Annotated in this window: 20 protein-coding genes and 1 pseudogene; 10 read left to right on the forward strand and 11 right to left on the reverse strand. The window is 61.2% G+C overall.

The window, feature by feature from the left end; all coding sequences use genetic code 11:
* Positions 1-98: 98 nt before the first annotated feature.
* Positions 99-305 (forward strand): annotated as a pseudogene (locus HPDFL43_RS21835) (phosphopantothenoylcysteine decarboxylase domain-containing protein); the annotation flags it as partial.
* Between the two features lie 253 nt (positions 306-558).
* Here the strand turns inward: HPDFL43_RS21835 and HPDFL43_RS01540 are convergent.
* Both HPDFL43_RS01540 and HPDFL43_RS01545 read right to left on the reverse strand, forming a co-directional pair.
* Entirely contained in the window at positions 559-1,368 is an 810-nt protein-coding gene (locus HPDFL43_RS01540; RefSeq protein WP_040448895.1) for a class II glutamine amidotransferase, read from the reverse strand.
* Between the two features lie 11 nt (positions 1,369-1,379).
* A complete protein-coding gene (locus HPDFL43_RS01545; protein ID WP_007199796.1) occupies positions 1,380-1,592 on the reverse strand; it encodes a DUF6356 family protein in 213 nt (70 codons plus the stop codon).
* 108 nt (positions 1,593-1,700) lie between these two features.
* Between HPDFL43_RS01545 and HPDFL43_RS01550 the strand changes: the two genes are divergently transcribed.
* The 5 genes from HPDFL43_RS01550 to HPDFL43_RS01570 all read left to right on the forward strand — a co-directional run bounded on the left by HPDFL43_RS01550 (position 1,701) and on the right by HPDFL43_RS01570 (position 4,954).
* The gene (locus HPDFL43_RS01550; RefSeq protein WP_007199797.1) at positions 1,701-2,180 is read left to right on the forward strand and encodes an Lrp/AsnC family transcriptional regulator; all 480 of its coding nucleotides are present in this window, start codon (positions 1,701-1,703) and stop codon (positions 2,178-2,180) included.
* Positions 2,181-2,389: 209 nt separating this feature from the next.
* Entirely contained in the window at positions 2,390-2,737 is a 348-nt protein-coding gene (locus HPDFL43_RS01555) for an ArsR/SmtB family transcription factor (RefSeq protein ID WP_007199798.1), read from the forward strand.
* Positions 2,718-3,155 (forward strand): SRPBCC family protein, encoded by a 438-nt coding sequence (locus HPDFL43_RS01560; protein ID WP_007199799.1) that lies wholly within the window; start codon positions 2,718-2,720, stop codon positions 3,153-3,155. The genes HPDFL43_RS01555 and HPDFL43_RS01560 overlap by 20 nt, the downstream gene beginning before the upstream one ends.
* Before the next feature lie 173 nt (positions 3,156-3,328).
* Positions 3,329-4,477: an Acg family FMN-binding oxidoreductase gene (locus tag HPDFL43_RS01565; protein WP_040449497.1), complete on the forward strand. Its 1,149-nt coding sequence runs from the start codon at positions 3,329-3,331 to the stop codon at positions 4,475-4,477.
* A gap of 6 nt (positions 4,478-4,483) precedes the next feature.
* Positions 4,484-4,954: a MarR family winged helix-turn-helix transcriptional regulator gene (locus tag HPDFL43_RS01570; RefSeq protein WP_007199801.1), complete on the forward strand. Its 471-nt coding sequence runs from the start codon at positions 4,484-4,486 to the stop codon at positions 4,952-4,954.
* 193 nt (positions 4,955-5,147) lie between these two features.
* Here the strand turns inward: HPDFL43_RS01570 and HPDFL43_RS01575 are convergent, their stop codons facing one another.
* Positions 5,148-5,861: an SDR family NAD(P)-dependent oxidoreductase gene (locus tag HPDFL43_RS01575; protein WP_007199802.1), complete on the reverse strand. Its 714-nt coding sequence runs from the start codon at positions 5,859-5,861 to the stop codon at positions 5,148-5,150.
* 122 nt (positions 5,862-5,983) lie between these two features.
* Between HPDFL43_RS01575 and HPDFL43_RS01580 the strand changes: the two genes are divergently transcribed.
* Entirely contained in the window at positions 5,984-6,532 is a 549-nt protein-coding gene (locus tag HPDFL43_RS01580; protein ID WP_007199803.1) for a TetR/AcrR family transcriptional regulator, read from the forward strand.
* A 58-nt stretch (positions 6,533-6,590) separates the two neighbouring features.
* Here the strand turns inward: HPDFL43_RS01580 and HPDFL43_RS01585 are convergent, their stop codons facing one another.
* From HPDFL43_RS01585 to HPDFL43_RS01605, 5 genes are all read right to left on the reverse strand, one after another.
* A complete protein-coding gene (locus HPDFL43_RS01585; RefSeq protein ID WP_007199804.1) occupies positions 6,591-7,046 on the reverse strand; it encodes a DMT family transporter in 456 nt (151 codons plus the stop codon).
* An 8-nt stretch (positions 7,047-7,054) separates the two neighbouring features.
* Positions 7,055-7,582, reverse strand: a complete 528-nt coding sequence (locus HPDFL43_RS01590; RefSeq protein WP_007199805.1) for a GNAT family N-acetyltransferase — start codon at positions 7,580-7,582, stop codon at positions 7,055-7,057.
* Between the two features lie 8 nt (positions 7,583-7,590).
* A complete protein-coding gene (locus HPDFL43_RS01595; RefSeq protein ID WP_007199806.1) occupies positions 7,591-8,139 on the reverse strand; it encodes a helix-turn-helix domain-containing protein in 549 nt (182 codons plus the stop codon).
* A gap of 104 nt (positions 8,140-8,243) precedes the next feature.
* Entirely contained in the window at positions 8,244-9,278 is a 1,035-nt protein-coding gene (locus HPDFL43_RS01600) for a permease (protein ID WP_007199807.1), read from the reverse strand.
* Positions 9,275-9,574 (reverse strand): ArsR/SmtB family transcription factor, encoded by a 300-nt coding sequence (locus HPDFL43_RS01605; RefSeq protein ID WP_007199808.1) that lies wholly within the window; start codon positions 9,572-9,574, stop codon positions 9,275-9,277. The genes HPDFL43_RS01600 and HPDFL43_RS01605 overlap by 4 nt, the downstream gene beginning before the upstream one ends.
* A 220-nt stretch (positions 9,575-9,794) precedes the next feature.
* Here HPDFL43_RS01605 and HPDFL43_RS01610 point away from each other — a divergent pair, with 220 nt between their 5' ends.
* Positions 9,795-10,202, forward strand: a complete 408-nt coding sequence (locus HPDFL43_RS01610) for a universal stress protein (protein WP_007199809.1) — start codon at positions 9,795-9,797, stop codon at positions 10,200-10,202.
* Positions 10,203-10,262: 60 nt separating this feature from the next.
* Here the strand turns inward: HPDFL43_RS01610 and HPDFL43_RS01615 are convergent, their stop codons facing one another.
* The gene (locus tag HPDFL43_RS01615) at positions 10,263-11,165 is read right to left on the reverse strand and encodes a LysR family transcriptional regulator (protein ID WP_169743213.1); all 903 of its coding nucleotides are present in this window, start codon (positions 11,163-11,165) and stop codon (positions 10,263-10,265) included.
* 83 nt (positions 11,166-11,248) lie between these two features.
* Between HPDFL43_RS01615 and HPDFL43_RS01620 the strand changes: the two genes are divergently transcribed.
* Positions 11,249-11,548 carry a DUF1330 domain-containing protein gene (locus tag HPDFL43_RS01620; RefSeq protein WP_040448898.1) on the forward strand — a complete coding sequence of 100 codons (300 nt, stop codon included), beginning with the start codon at positions 11,249-11,251 and terminating at the stop codon, positions 11,546-11,548.
* Positions 11,549-11,661: 113 nt separating this feature from the next.
* Positions 11,662-11,871, forward strand: coding sequence for a universal stress protein (locus HPDFL43_RS21840; protein WP_245271088.1), 210 nt, complete (start codon positions 11,662-11,664; stop codon positions 11,869-11,871).
* Positions 11,872-12,062: 191 nt separating this feature from the next.
* Here the strand turns inward: HPDFL43_RS21840 and HPDFL43_RS01630 are convergent, their stop codons facing one another.
* Positions 12,063-13,568, reverse strand: coding sequence for an ATP-dependent nuclease (locus tag HPDFL43_RS01630; protein ID WP_040448900.1), 1,506 nt, complete (start codon positions 13,566-13,568; stop codon positions 12,063-12,065).
* A gap of 1,144 nt (positions 13,569-14,712) precedes the next feature.
* Entirely contained in the window at positions 14,713-16,302 is a 1,590-nt protein-coding gene (locus HPDFL43_RS01640; RefSeq protein ID WP_007199814.1) for a peptide chain release factor 3, read from the reverse strand.
* Positions 16,303-16,361 lie beyond the last annotated feature (59 nt).

Below are 16,361 nucleotides of genomic sequence, written 5' to 3' on the forward strand. Positions count from 1 at the left end.
GCCTTGATCCAAGCCGTAAGCACCGCACCCCCACCGGCTCTGCCCGCCCCCATAGCCGGTCAATCGCCCGCCTCCCCTCAAGGGGGAGGCAGGATGCCGACGTGATCGCCAATGCGCGAGTAAAGCTTGCCCGCAAGGGTGCCGATTTCATCGTCGCCAACGACGTCTCCCCCGGAACCGGCATCATGGGCGGCGACCGCAACCGCGTCCGCATTGTCTCAAAGGACGGCGTCGAGGACTGGCCGGATCTGAGCAAGGACGAGGTGGCGGAGAGGCTGGCAGAAAGGATTGCGGAGGCGATTTAGATGGGGGCCCACTCCCAGAATTCCAGAACAACGGTTCTGGATGGGTAGCGAGTCCCCTCCCCAACCCCTCCCCACAAGGGGGAGGGGCTACGCGTTCATCGCGGGCCATCCCAAGCCATGAGGACAAACAGAATCGAAAGTTTGAGGTGAGCAAAAAAGAGCGGACCCTGTTAAGCCCCTCCCCCTTGTGGGGAGGGGTTGGGGAGGGGTCCCGTTCCAATACTGAAACAATAGGCTGCAGGTCGAAGCAGCCTCAAGCCACCTCGGCAACCTTCACCGCATCCGTCTGAGCCGGGTCAAACCGCGCAGACGAAATCCCGCCTGCCGTCAGCGTCACGAAGCTGCCCGCCGGGATTTCGTGCCATTTGGTGTCGGTGTCCTTGAACGGTTCGGAGACCAGGCAATGGCCCTGATTGTTGCAGGTCGGCGCGGAATAGAGGGTCGGAGCCTGAGCGTCGTTGGAATAGCGGATCGCGTGCAAGGTTTCGCCATCGCTGAACGCCGCGGTAAAACGCACCAGCTCGCGCACGCCCGCACGCGCCGCTTCCGACAGCGCAAACCTGATTGCCTGGGCAAAGGCCGCTGCCGGATCAGTTTCCAGTCCGAATTCCAGCGCCAGCAGGAACAGCAGTTCCGAATCCGTGGTGCCCTGCCGCGCCTGATAGAGCCGGTCGCAGAGAGCAGCTTCCATCGGCCGGCGGATCTTCTCAAACCCGGCGATCTGTCCATTGTGCATGAACGACCATTTGCCGTTGACGAAGGGATGGCAATTGTCGCGGCTGGTCGCCCCGCCGGTGGAGGCGCGCACATGGGCCAGAAACAGCGGCGAGCGGATCTGCCGCGCCAGCGATTTCAGATTGCAGTCCGACCAGGCCGGCAGCACATCGCGGTAGCGCCCGGGTTCGGGGTGCTCGCCATACCAGGCGATGCCGAAGCCGTCACCATTGGTGGCGGTCTTGGCCTCGGTGGCGTGGTGGGATTGCTCGATCAGCGAATGCCCAGGCGCCGAAACGATCTGCTCCAGCGGGATCGGCATTCCACGATAAGCGGCCCAGCGACACATGGCTCTTGCTCTCAGCTCCGGTTGTGCATCCGGTGATGCAACTCGTTGATTATACGGCTTGCAGTTTTCTCAAAGGTAAATGGCAGGATCGCATGCACCAGTGCGCAGACCCCGGCGGCAAACAGCTTGGCCGAAAACTTGCCGGCAAAAACGAGGTGCTCGAAATAGGTTTCGTCAACCGATTGCGGATGGTCGGTAAAAAGCCGGGCGATCTGTCTGGGCATGGGGTTGTTCCCTCGTTTGAATCTGTTGTGTGAGGTTAACCCGATTCAGAAGAAGACTTGTCTCAAATGTCCTTTCAAAAAGTCTATAGTTGGGATATATATCTCGCTATGCATCAGATTGACGATATGGATGTTCGAATTCTTGGCCAGTTGCAGCGTGACGGCACCCTGTCGGTGGACGCGCTCTCCGAGCGGGTGAACCTGTCACGCAATGCCTGCTGGCGCCGGGTCAAGCAGCTTGAGGAACGCGGGCTGATCAGGGACCGTGTCGCAATCCTCGATGCGGAAGCCGCGGGATGCGGCCTGTCGGTGTTCATCTTCTTGCGCGCCGCCAGCCATGATGCCGACTGGCTGAAGTCTTTCCGCGAGGCGGTCGGGACGTTCCCGGAGATTGTCGGCGTCTACCGCACCTCCGGCGATCTCGATTACGTGCTGCGCGCCCGCGTCTCCGACGTGAAAGCCTATGACCGGCTTTACCAGCGCCTCATCGCCAAGGTGAAACTCGCCGATGTCTCTGCCTCCTTCGTCATGGAAGAGATCAAGGAGACCACGGCCATTCCGCTGTCGGCACTGTCCCGCAAGGCGTAGGTTGACCATCCGTCCTGTTTGACCGCCGCCTTTCAGGCCGTGCCCGAACCGCAATACGCCACCTTCATTCGTCCCGCCATTTTTGTGTTCGGTGGTTCCTGCGGCTATGGAGGATCCTGAAACGATGGTTCAACGAAGCCTGCAGAAACATTCAACCAAAAGGTTGACTATTGCTGTGGTTTGGCATATTCAACCATAAGGATGAACAAATGGACGAAGATGCTATGTCGCGAATTCTCAAGGCCGCCGGTGATACCACCCGGCGGCAGATCTTGACGCTTCTTGTTCAGGAAGGGGCGTTGCGAGTGACTGCACTCTCTGCCCATTTCGACATGTCGTTGAACTCCGTCTCCAAGCACATCAAGGTGCTGGAGGAGGCAGGGCTTGTCACCCGCCGGACTGTGGGCCGCGAGCACTTCATCGCCGCCGAGCTCGAACCGCTGCAGCTGACTGAGAGCTGGTTCGGGCAACTCAAGTCCATCTGGGAGTTGCGCCTTGTGGCGCTTGAAGAAGCACTCGTTTCAAAGGACGATGACAATGACGGAAACAATCAATGAGCTTGAACTGACCGTAAGCCGCCGAATTCCGGCCCCCCGTGACAAGGTGTTCGACGCCTGGTTGTCGCCGCCGATCCTGGCGAAAATCATGCGCCCCGGCGGCAAGCACATGACCTCGAAAGTCACCAATGATCCGGTCAAGGGCGGCCGCTTCTCGATCATCATGAATGACGCGGGAAAGGAAATGCCGCACGCCGGCACCTATCTGGAAATCGACCCGCATTCGCGCCTGGCCTTCACCTGGGAATCGGCGCATTCCCCCGATGACAGCGTCGTTACGATCGATTTCACCGAGTCTGAGCCGGGCATCACCGACGTCACGCTGCACCAGGTCAGGTTCCTCAGCGAGCAGGCGCGTGACAGCCACAGAGGCGGCTGGACAGCAATCCTCGAATGCATTGAGGAAGCGGTCGCCTGAAGCTGGTGCCCAAAGGCTGACACCTGAACCTGCTACCCGCGCCGGACGCGCCCCATCATCTGCGTCCGGCGCCATTTGCTATTCCCTGAGGTCTGAATAGGTCCAACATCTCAACATTGACAAGTAAGATATCGAACCATATATGGTATGATGTCAAACCAATGGAGATGATCATGCAACGCAGAAATTTTATGAAAGTCCTGGGCGGCGGTGTCATTCTTGCGGCTGGCGCAGGGGCCGGTTTTGCCATGACCCGTACGCCATCCAGGGCCCTTGCGCCCTGGCAGCGGGCAGGGGGCAGCACCTACGCGGATCCCCGAATGCGGGCCCTGTCCTATGCCATCCTTGCGCCCAACCCGCACAACCGCCAGCCCTGGCAGGTCGAACTGCAGGGCGAGGACACGGTTGTCCTCACCGTTGATCTTGATCGCCTGTTGCCCCACACCGATCCGTTCAGCCGCCAGATCACCATTGGCCTGGGGTGCTTCCTCGAACTGATGGTGATGGCGGCCGCACAAACCGGGCACCGGGTTGAGATCGAGCCGTTCCCGCAAGGTGCGGACAGCGAGCGCCTCACCACCGCGCCGGTGGCGATTGCCCGCTTTGTGCAGGATCCCGGCATCAGGCCGGATCCGCTGTTTGCCCATGTCATGGCGCGCCGGTCCAACAAGGAGCCATTCGATACCGCCCGGGCCGTCCCGGACGCGGCACTGGCCGCCATTGTCGCCTCCGCGCGCCATGGCGGACGGCTCGGCGGGACCAATGACGCCGCCGAGGTCGCATCCTGGCGCACGCTCACAGAAACGGCGCTGCAGATCGAGATCGACACGCCCCACACCTACAAGGAAAGCGTCGACCTCTTCCGCATCGGCAAGGCCGAGGTCAACGCCAATCCCGATGGCATCGATTTCTCCGGCCCGATGTTCGAAACCCTGGCATTGTTCGGTCAGTTCAATCGCGAACTGGCGCTGGACCGGACTTCCGCCGGCTTCAAACAGGGGGTGGACGCCGTCCTCGAAAACACCCGCACGGCCATGGCCCATGTCTGGATGGTCACCGATGGCAACAGCCGTGCCGACCAGATCGCCGCCGGGGCTGACTGGCTGCGCGCCAATCTCGCCGCCACGTCGCAGGGCATCGGCTTCCAGCCGCTCAGCCAGGCCTTGCAGGAATTCCCCGAAATGGCGGAACTCTACAGGGACGTTCATGCCCGGCTTGCGCCCAATGGCGGAACGGTTCAAATGCTTGTCAGGCTCGGCTATGGTCCCGGGGTCCCGGTCAGCCCGCGTTGGCCGCTGGAGGCAAAATTGAGGGAGGCGTAAACGCCAATGGGTGCCGGCAACAGCCAGGATGGGAAGCCCGGTCCCGGTGAGATCTTCGCCTATTTCACCGAGATCGGCATCATTTCACAGCTCTCGTCGGCCCTGCTCGCCAGGGTTCTGCCCGATGGCGTGCACCCGTCGCATTTTGCCATCGTCCAGCATCTCATCCGCCGCGGTGACGGCAAACCGCCCGTGCGCATCGCCGCTGCGATGCAGATCACCAAGGCGACAATGACCCATTCGCTCGCCGTTCTCGAAAAGCGCGGCTTCGTCGAAACCCGTCCGAGCCCCGAAGACGCCCGCTCCAAGCTTGTCTATCTCACAGATGCAGGCCGCGCCTTCCATGCCGAGGCGATTGAGGGGGTGATCCGCGCATTCGGCCGGATCATCGGGGATGAGCATGCCGAAATCATGCGCCAGGCCATGCCCGGCCTGGTCGCGATCCGCAAATTGCTGGACGACAACCGCGATCTCTAGGCCTCGTGCTTCCCGTGCCGATCCCTCCGAGGATTACGTCAACCCCATGGACTAATCCGGGCGGGCAATGCCGAAAGGGACATCGGGTATTAGGCTTGGATGGAATGCCAGGGCGGGTGCGGATCGATCTGGCATGGCTGTGGCTCCTTGCTCATGTACGGTGATAACAGGCGGATGATAACACCGGCATGTGTCAGGCTAGGAAGTTTATGATCTTGCGCTCATAGCCCTTGGGATCGGCGCGAAAGGCAGCAGCCATGCCTGCAGATGGTCCCGGAAACATCTCTTCGGTTCCCGCAATCACTCCTTCGACAAGCGCATTTGCGACATCTTCCGGAGTCATTTTCGGCTGATCGACTTTGGCGATCATGTCGGTGTCTACAAAGGCAGGGCACAGCGCCAGAACCTGGATGTTCTTTGGCGCCAATTCGCCGCGCAGGCTCTGGGTCATCGACAGCACCGCCGCCTTGGTCGCGGAATAGGTGCCAACCTGGGGGATCGGCCCATAGGCCAGGATCGATGCCACATTGACGATGGTACCGCCGCCATTTGTCGAAATCACCGGCGCGAAACTGCGGGTGGTCGTGAGAGTACCAAAATAATTCACCTCCATTTCATGCCGTGCGGTGTCCATCGACGGGGCCGAGATCGGTCCGCTAAAACCGGCCACTCCGGCGTTGTTGATCAGCAGTGTCACGTCCGGGCAGGCGAGCGCGGCTGCACGGACCGTCTCGGGATCGGTGACATCGATTCTGATCGGGACCGTGCCCTCAAGGCCAATGGGGTCGCCGGATCGACTAGCGGCATAGACCTTCTTCGCGCCCGCAGCGATGAGGGCTGCAGCAACAGCGCGCCCGAGGCCGCGATTGGCGCCGGTGACGAGAGCAACATGATCACTGAACAACATTTCAAGTTCCTTGGGTTGGGATGCCGTAAGCGGCGTAACAAATAGATTATGATTGCAATCTATTTCTGTCAAGTTTAGATTTCGATCGAAATCTTACTCATTCCAAGGAGAGGCGAAGGTAGATGAGAGTCAGCCGACAAACCGCAGAGAAAAACCGCGAGACAGTGGTGCGTACCGCAAGTGAGCAGTTTCGAACGCTAGGCTATGATGGCATTGGCATCGCCAACCTGATGAAGGCCGCCGGCCTGACCCAGGGCGGCTTCTATAAGCAGTTCAAGAGCAAGGACGCGCTCGAAATCGAAGCCACCCGGCTAGCGCTGCAGGAAAACCATCAGCGATGGGCCCAGATTATGGACGGGGCCTCGGGTCCGATTCAGGTGCTCAAGGATTGGTATCTCTCGCCCCAGCATGTGTCCGCTGTCGGCAAGGGCTGCACCTACGCAACGCTTGGCGCGGAAGCCAATCGCCAGGGGCGCGAAATGCAGCAGGTCTTCGGCGCGGCAATTGAACAGCAGGTCTCCGCCTTGGCTGGCAAGCTTGGAGATTCGGTGGAAGCCAGGGAGGATGCGATTCGCACCATGGCCCAGATGGTCGGCACGCTGATTCTGGCGCGCGCTGTCTCGGATGCCGATCTGCAGGACGAGATCCTTAAGGCGGGAAAAGGGACCTGAGCGTGGACACTTGACGCTGCCCGTTCACGCGCCGGCTATTGCATGCGCCGGTCCGGTCTCACCCCCGGCTGACGGTCACGAATACCCCCGCCAGCATCAGCCCGACACCGGCCACGGCCGGCCATGACACCGGCCGCCGCGGCAAGCCGAACCAGCCGAAATGATCGAAGATCACCGCACCGGCCATGTTCCCCAGCATCACAAGCATCAGGAACAGCGTTACCCCAAGCACCGGCACCGCCTGTGCCGAGATCATGACCTGATAGGCGCCGAACAGGCCGCCAAGCCACACCCACCAAGGAAGTGCCAGCACCTGTTTCGCCTCGGGCAGCCGGACCTGGCCGATGAGCAGACAGGCGCCCAGCACCAGTGTCGCGCTGGCAAAGGCGAAAAACACCGCCACCAGCGGATTGGCCGAGAGCCCCGATGCCATCCGCGCGTAGAGCGGACCCTGGGCGGCGACCAGAACACCGCCCAGCATCACCGCCAGAACCAGGAGCAGGGAAAAGCCCATGCCCGCCCTCACAGCGTCTTGTACATATAGGTGGTGGCGTGCAGCTGCTTGCCATCCGGGTCGAGCGCATAGCCCGGGATCACCCCGGCCTCGACAAACCCTGCCGTCCGGTAGAGCGGCTCGGACACATCGCCGGTCCTGGTGTCGAGCGTAATCAATCTCTTGCCAAGGTCGCGCGCCGCCGTGTCCACTGCCGCCATCAGCGCCCGGCCGACGCCCCTGCGCCGGGCCGCCGGCGCCACCATCATCTTGGCGACTTCCGAGCGGTGCGGCTGGTTGGCCGGCAGCGTCACGATCAGCTGAACCGAGCCCGCAGGCACGCCATCGAGCCAGGCCATGATCAGCCTGCGCCGCCCGGCGCGCACCTCGGGGAACACCTGCCCCTCGAAAAACGCCCGACCGTCGGCCTCATCGAAGGGCTGCATGAAGCCGATCGCCGCCCCGTCGTTCACGGTCTGGGCTATGATCTCGGCAAGTGCGTCCGCATGGGCCTCCAGCGCCTCTCCGGCAAGCGATTGAACATGAATTTCAGCCATGGGACCTCTCACACAAGCATGATCAGATAGCAGGCCGCATCGACACCGGTCTGAAACCGCGACGGCCCGTAAAGCTGGTAGCGCAGGCAGTCGCCAGCGGCGAGCTGATGCATCTCCTCGCCAAGCGTCACGGTCAGCGCGCCTTCGAGCATCACCAGATGGTGCTCATGCCCGGGCTTCGACGGCCCCGCATAGGAGATGATCTGATAGGGTTCGAGCGTGCAGCGGATCACCTCCGCGCTCAGCCCGCCCGCGGGCGGCGACACCACTCGGCGCGAAAACCCGTTCTCGTCATCGCGCCACGTGCTCTGCTCTTCCGCCCGGACCAGCGGCTGAAACGGCGCTTCGACAGGCGCCAGCAATTGCGAGATTGTCATCTGGAACGCGCTCGACATCGCCCCCAGCGTCTCCGCCGTCGGGCTGACCTCGCCGGTCTCGATCCGCGACAGGGCCGAGCGGCTGACACCGCTGATGTCGGCCAGTTGCTGCAGCGACCAGCCCCGCGTTGCGCGCAGCTGTTTCAGCCGGTCCGCCAGCCTGTCATTGAGTGTATCCATGTGACATCCCGTTTTCAGGAAAATATCCTGAAAATGGGATACTTGCTTTCGGAGTAACCGTCAAGCCGGTATGCAGAGCGCCTCTTCGGCCAGGCGTTGCTCTCTCACAGCACCATCTGAAAGATGATCCCAGACGCAACAGCGCCGGAAACCCCGAGTCCGATATAGGTGGCGAAGACCGGCTTCCTGACCAGCGACCAGACCGCCGCCATCGCCGGCACCGAGCTCACCGCGCCCGAGATCATGAACGCCATCGCAGCACCCGGGCTCATGCCTTGCTCCATCAGACCCGCCAGCAGCGGCGGCGCGACATAGGAGTTGAGATAGGCGGGCATCCCCACCAGGGCGGCAATGCCGATCGGCACCACGCCTTCGCCGCCCACCAGCCCGGCAACCATCTCGGCCGGCACATAGGTGACCAGCAGCGCTTCCAGCACATAGGCCAGCGCCAGCCACTTGATCAGGAACATGCCATTGATGATCGCCTCGTGCCGGAAGGCTTCGCGGCGGCTTGCCTCGCCCCAGAAACGCCAGACCGGCTTGCCCGAAAACGGATCCGGTCCGCAGCCGCAACCCTTCTTGTTGTAGATCTTCAGAGGAGCGCTGAACCGGCCGCCGGCAATGGCCGCCTTGATCGCGAACCCGCCGAACAGCCCCAGCGCCACCGCCGCCACTGCCTTGCCGGCGGCGAAGGGCCAGCCCAGGGCAGCCGCCGTGATAAGCAATGTCGGCGGGTCGATCAGCGGCGACGACAGCCAGAACGCCATCACCGCCGACAATGGTGCGCCCAGCGCCAGCAGGCCTGCGACAAACGGGATCACCTCGCACGAGCAGAACGGCGCCAGCCCGCCAAACAGTGCCGCCATCACGATCATCTTGGTCTCGCGGCCCTTGAACGCCTCGGCGATCACCGCTTCCGCGCCCGCCGCCTTGAGCCCGGCAATCAGCGCCACGGCGAAGATGATGTAGGGCAGGGTGCTGCCAAGCGCTGCCACCGCGAAGCTGACAATCCCGGTGAACCGCCCGCCGTCCAGCACGGCAACACCGGCCAGGATCAACAGCATGAAGGCCCAGGGCGTGGTGAGCCAGGCCTTCAGCTCCTGCGCCCCCGGGCGGCCGGTTTCGGTTGCAAGGCTCATGGCTGAACTCCCTGTTCGCTGCAGCACTTTTCCAAAATGAATGAGGCCAGCAAATTCAGATGGGCGAAATTCGCCGTGCTCATGATCACACGGCCCTGCTTGCGCTGGACAATCAGATTGGCGGCGCTGAGGAACTTGAGATGATGCGCCAGCGTCGAGGCCGTGATCCCGGTGCGCTCCTGGATATCGCCGACCCGCAATCCGGCCTCCCCGGCCCGCACCAGCGTCTGCAACACCTCCAGCCGCGATTCCGACCCCATCGCCGAAAATCCCTGCGCCGCTTCAATCGCATTCATCCGCGTCACTCCATATTATTCGATAAAACTAGTTATATCGAATCAAATACAGATGCAAGCGCGAATGGCAAGGCGGCGGCAACGGCCTTTGGTCCAGCCCCGGTATCCCCCACCGCGCGCCGCCTGCCGAGGGCGCGCAACAGCAAAACCCGTTCATTGACGCAGGTCAAAACACCCGCCGGCCAGCTGTGCAACAGTCACCGCACAGGAGGACCAGACCATGTACAAGAACATTCTCGTCGCCGTCGCGCTTGACCAGGCCCATGACAGCGCCGCTGCTTTCGACATTGCCCGGGCGCTCGCCTCAAGGGGCGCGGCCATCACCGCCCTGCATGTGCTCGAGGAAATCCCCGCCTATGTGGCCCACTACATCCCGCCGGAGAACACCTCCAACCGCCGCTCGGAAGCCGAAGCGGAGCTGAAGGCGGATCTCGGCGGCGTCACCGATGTCAAACCCGTCGTCCTGAGCGGCCACCCGGGTTCGACAATCGTCGAATACGCCACCGCCCACGACATCGACTGCATCATCATCGCCTCCCACCGCCCCGGCCTGCAGGACTATTTCCTCGGCTCCACCGCCGGCCGCGTGGTGCGCCACGCGAAGTGCGCGGTGCATGTGATCAGGTGAGGGGGGCGCAGGCCCAACGCCGCCATTGCCGCCAGAGAGTCCGAGCTGCCGCATCCACTCTCAGCCTTTTGGATCGCCGACAAACACCGGCCTGAGCCGCCGCAGCCGCGCGGAGGCGAACTCCACGAAAGTCTCGATCCGCCTGACCCGCTGCAGGTCGCGATGTGTGAGAACCCATATGCTTGGATAGGCAAACAGCGGAACACCTGGCAGCCGGACCAGCTGTGGATCGGTTTCGCCAAGAAAACACGGCATACGCGTTGCGCCGATCCCCGCACGTACTGCGCCGATTGCCGCCGCCATGTCGTCCAGCACCAGCGCCACGCGCCGCTCCGGCCAGGCAGTGTTGAGCTCGGCGGGAACGCCGGGCCAGTGTGAAAACCGGATCCAGTCAAGCCGCTGCCCCGGCGTTGTGCCAAGCCGTTCGCCATAGGCCCGGCTGACATAGACCGCGGCCCGTTGATCCGCCACACGGCTTCCCACCAGCGTATCCAGCGGCGCATCCGACACACGTATTGCCACATCGGCCTCGCGCTGCGACAGGTTCAGCGCCTCGTTCGAGGCGAACAGCTGCAGCTCTATCTCGGGATGCGCGGCGCAGAATTCGGCAAGAATGCCGCCAAGAACCCGCTCGATCAGCAATTGCGGCGCGGTCACGCTCAGCGGCCCGCTCAACCGCTCGTCGCGGGCCGTGATCGACAGGCTCAGAGCGGCGTTGGCTGCTTCCATGGCTTCCGCGGCCCTTGCCGCCTCCAGCCCGGCCGCCGTCGGTGCATAGCCGCCCGGCAACCGGTCAAACAGCACTGCGCCGGAGGCCTGCTCGGCCGCCTGGATCCGCCGTGCCACGGTGGCGTGGTTCACCCCCAGCGCCCGCGCAGCACCGCTCAGCCCGCTATGGCGGACGGTCTCAAGCACATATCGAAGGTCGCTCCAGTCAATCATCGTCTGTGCAGTATTGCACATACTGTTTGCAAAGTTCATCTGTTTTCGAACAGGCGGGTGGCAGCTACATCAGGGCCAGTCAACACAACCAAGGAACTGACATCATGACCACTCCAGCCGGCAAACCCGCCCATGCAATTGTCACCATGACCATCACCTCGCCTGACAGCCTGGCGCAATACCGCGAAAAGGCCGCCGATGCACTGTCCCGCCATGGCGGCTCCGTCTTGCAGGCGTCAGCCACGCTGGATCTGCTTGAAGGCGGCCCGGACCTGCCCACCATGGCGGCAGTCCTCAGCTTCCCGCGCCGCGAGGACGCCCTTGCCTGGATCGAAGATCCCGAACTCGCCCCGGTACACGCCCTGCGTCGCGGCAGCGGTCACTCAACCATCGTCCTGCTCTGACAACCCGGCACCGGGAAGCGGCCTTTCCACCGTGCAAGCCGGACCGGACACAGCGCGCAGCAATCACTCCGCTGTGCCCGGCTTGCCAGTCAGTCCGGGCCAGTCAGTCTGTCGTGTGTGGAAGCCTGGCCGCATCGCGGCCACCACTCCATGCCGTTCAGGCACGACATCCGGGCTCCACAATCGTCGAATACGCCGCCGCCCACGAGATCGACTGCATCATCATTGCCTCCCACCGCCCCGGCCTGCAGGACTGTTTCCTCGGCTCCACCGCAAGCCGCGTGGTCCGCCACGCCAAATGCGCGGTGCATGTGATCAGGTGAGGGCGTGGTGTGTGTGCAAATCTGTCGTTCGTTGTTGTCGCGAAATTGGAATGCCGACCGCTGATAGCCGATGTGAATGGACGTTTAGAAGTGCCCAGCTGCATTTGCGACTTTGAACCTAAACCAACAAGGTCGGGTGAATTAATTTTCGTCATAAAGTTCATTAGTATAAAGAAAAAATAAGTTAATATTCAAAAAAATGGTCCAAAAATTGCCTGAACCCTAGGCTTTTCATTAACGAAGCTCCAATCGCAAAACGCTTTATATATTAAATCCTTGATGTCATCGCCACCAAGGTTTGGTAATGCTTCTGCAGTTTCCCGACAGATCCGACTTAGGCCAGTTTTGGCTACTTTTCGTTGCTGTCCGCCGGTATCTGCAGTCAGTTCATCGGCAGTCGGTTCGGGTAACCTCAGATAGTTGGTACTCGTTTGCAGTCTTAGCGCATCTTGTGCATCCGCATGATGGGTGGACAAATAATGAATTATTCCGACTTCTGGTGTCCAAGGAAGATACTTCAGTTGCTTGTCACAATTCGCAAATAACTGTTGGGCGGAGAGGTTTTTGCTATCAATTGCTTTCTGTAGCGTTTCCGTCTTTGCGTCCAAATCCAGCAAAGCCAGAACTTTTGTCTGTTCGGGAACAAGGCCACCTCCGTTTGCTATCATGTTGAGCACATTGTAAATTCCGCCAATCTCGACAAAGTGCACAGTAGGCGCGTAGGCTGCCCGAGCTCCTAATCTCTCTGCGACGAGGTTTTGCCAAAGAATTTCCGAAATTCTACGAGCAGCTTTATCTTCTACATATACAAGGTAGTCAGGCGCACGTTCTTCGCCAAATCCCAATTGTCCTAAAGCGTATGTCGGGAAGCAATTTTTGAGAACTCTCGTATTTTGTCCGTTTTTATTTAGAAAACTTAGGTGTTTTCGCCCAAAATACTTTATCAATGATGCGGAATGGGTTGAGACGATTGATGTAAGGTTTTTTTGTTCAGAAATCTCTTTAAGATATTCAACAAATTTGATCTGCGCCATCGGGTGCAGTGCCATTTCCAACTCATCAATTAATACCAAGGAGTTGTTTGGACAGTTATGCAAAGACAGCATTAGTTTCAAAACACATAGCTCTCCCAATCCAAAATTTTTCTCCGTATGGTACTTAGCAGGCGCACTTAACCCGACGCGCATTAGATATGCTTGATTTCCAGCCCCCCGCGTCAGATTGACCACTTTTAAGTTATTGAATTTACTCGTCTGAAAGACGCGGTTCAGAGAGGCAATCAATTCTGGGGTGGCAGCCTTGATCCGGTTTGGTACAAAGTCTTGAGCGCTAGGTGTAATCCTTTCAGCAACGGCACCAGCGTAAATTACATTGGGAAATCCGAAATCTCGGATCAATGCCGCACCGCTTCGGGGTCTTGGGGTCCAGCGTTCGCTTCGGTACCCGTAAGTAACGGAACGACCATTTATTGAATACTCAATTGATGCGCCGCTATAGTTATCCAGCTGCGGCGACTGAGCAGATGTCGCGAAGTGAACAGGAAATGCATTTCCGTAGCCAATCCGCCTCAAGCATGCCAGAAGGGTCGTTTTTCCAGAGCCGTTTGCACCTGAAAGAAGATGAAGCCCCGGGCCCGGAACCTCATAATCAATGCTAACGATACCTTTCAAGTTCCTTATTTTAATGTGACCTGGCATAGATTGATTTGCCTCTTAAGTTGTGCTTTCCCCTTATTTCACTTTTACGAGAAGATGGGAAGCCGTTCTGATGTCCCACGAATGTCGGATCGAGTATGAGGCATGTAGGAAGGATGCCGGGCACGCAGAAACACGATGTCGCGAGACTAATCGGAGAAGCGGCGGGCGAAGAACCAAACTAGATTGTATTATGAGCGCGGTTCGTGCTGGCTGGCTATTATCCCCCCCAAATCTTTTCCCCACCCTCTCCCCCCATGCGATACTCCTCCCACCTTCCGCTTGAACGGATGGCCGCGGTTTACAGAGCTGCGGTTGGCGGGAGGCGGTGAGGTCTGGCGGGCGGGGGCCGTATCGCGCGTCAGGCACTTGCGGGAAGTTCATCCCGGCCAGCACCGGTGCCCGTCAACCTCAAGCGGAGCTGACCTAAGGGTGATCATGCGAAGGCCGGAACCGGAAAGCCGGCTCTGCCGGACCCGGCGGCGTTTCAGGTGTGGTTGCGTGCCCGGCGGGCTGGCCGGGCACCTTGCGTACCCCCCGCTTTGAACGCCGGCCTGACAAGTCCCCATGTGACGCCGCACGGCTTGCCGCGCGCGCATGAGGGGAGAGGGCGGGTTCGGCGCGAGCGCCGAACAGGACGAAACCGCCCAGGGCTCCAGATGATCGACCGCAGGAGGAGAAGCCCGCCCGTGCCCGGAAGGCACGGGAGATCCGTCACCGGCGGGGCGCGGGCCACTGCGCCAAGCCCTTCTTGCCACCACCACGGGCCAGCGGCCCGCGCCCCGCAGTCCGGCTGTCACGCCGGAACCCGAAACTGCCCCATCCCGCCGGCGAGATGTTCGCGCGCGGTGAATTGGCATGCGTGGTTGGCGTGTGGGTGATCGCGGTCAGGTTGACGCCCAAGAGGTTGACACACGGCCTCTCCCCGCGCCGTCAGACCGGCCCCCGAGCCTCGTCATCCTCGGCCCCGAGCCTCGTCATCCCCGGTCCCGAGCCTCGTCATCCCCGGCCCCCGAGCCTCGTCATCCCCGGCCCCCGAGCCTCGTCATCCCCGGCCCCCGAGCCTCGTCATCCCCGGCCCCCGAGCCTCGTCATCCTCGGCCCCCGAGCCGAGGACCCACAGACAAAACAAATTGTAAGTATGAACTTACGCAGCCTTGGCGACGTGGTATTCCTTGATCGCCACCATCTTGATGTCCGGGTAGCGCTCGGCCTCGTAATTGAGCGAGAACTGGTCGGATGCCAGGAACACCGGGTCACCGTCGAGATCGCGGGCAATGTCGCCGCGGTGGCGGTCGATGAAGCGCTCGAGCTCGGGTTTTTCCGGCGCCGAGATCCAGCGGCAGACCGAGAAGCGGGCCATTTCGAAACTCACCGGCAGGCCATACTCCGCCTGCAGCCGTTCCTTCAGCACATCAAGCTGCAGCGCGCCGACCACGCCGACAATCGCCGGCGAGCCGTCCTCGGGCGAGAACAATTGCACCACGCCTTCCTCGGCCATCTGCTGCAGCGCCTCCTTCAGTTTCTTGGCCTTCATCGCATCCTCGAGCCTGACCCGGCGCAGGATTTCCGGGGCGAAATTCGGCACCCCCTGAAACACCAGCGCCTCGCCCTCGGTCAGCGTGTCGCCGATCCGCAAGGTGCCGTGATTGGGGATGCCGACCACGTCGCCGGCATAGGCCGTGTCGGCGATCTGGCGCTGCGAGGCGAAGAAGAATTGTGGCGCCGACAGCCCCATCGGCTTGCCGGTGCGCGACAGCCGCGCCTTCATGCCGCGCTGCAATTTGCCCGAGCAGACCCGCACAAAGGCGATCCGGTCGCGGTGATTGGGGTCCATATTGGCCTGGATCTTGAACACGAAGGCGGTCATCTTTGCATCAGTCGCCTCCACCGTGCGGATGTCGGCCACCTGGGCGCGCGGCGGCGGCGCCAGCTCCCCCAGCGCATTGATCAGGTCGCGCACCCCGAACGCCTTCAGCGCCGAGCCGAAATAGACCGGCGTCAGATGCCCCTCGCGGAATGCCTCAAGATCAAACGGCCGGCAGGCTTCCACCGCAAGTGAAGTCTCTTCGATAAAGGTCTCGCGCTCGTTCTCGGGCAAGAGCCCCGCCACCTTGTCCGATTCCGGCCCGTTGACCGGCGTCAGCGCGGTCTCCCTGTCGGGGCCGCGCATTGCCGATTTCGCCAGATGATAGGTGCCCGAAAAGCTCTTGCCCTGACCGATCGGCCAGGTCATCGGCGCCGTGTCGAGCGCCAGTTTCTGCTCCACCTCGTCGAGAATTTCGAACGGATTGCGCGCCTCGCGGTCCATCTTGTTGACGAAGGTGATGATCGGAATGTCGCGAAGCCGGCAGACCTCGAACAGCTTCAGCGTCCGTGGCTCGATGCCCTTGGCCGCGTCGATCACCATCACCGCCGCGTCCACCGCCGTCAGCGTGCGGTAGGTGTCGTCGGCAAAGTCCTCATGCCCCGGCGTGTCGAGCAGGTTGAAGACGTGGTTGTCATACTCGAACGTCATCACCGAGGTGACCACCGAGATACCGCGCTCGCGCTCGATCTTCATCCAGTCCGAGCGGGTCTGGATCCGGTCCTTTTTGGCTTTCACCTCACCCGCGAGCTGGATCGCACCGCCGAACAGCAGCAGCTTTTCGGTCAGCGTCGTCTTGCCCGCATCCGGGTGCGAGATGATGGCGAAGGTGCGGCGGCGGCCGACTTCCTCGGCAAGTGGTTCGGGCATCGATCACGAATTCCTGTTGATGGCGCTGCGTTCTAACCGCTTGCCGCCCGCCATGCAAT

It is taken from the genome of Hoeflea phototrophica DFL-43 (genome assembly GCF_000154705.2).
Taxonomy (GTDB): domain Bacteria; phylum Pseudomonadota; class Alphaproteobacteria; order Rhizobiales; family Rhizobiaceae; genus Hoeflea; species Hoeflea phototrophica.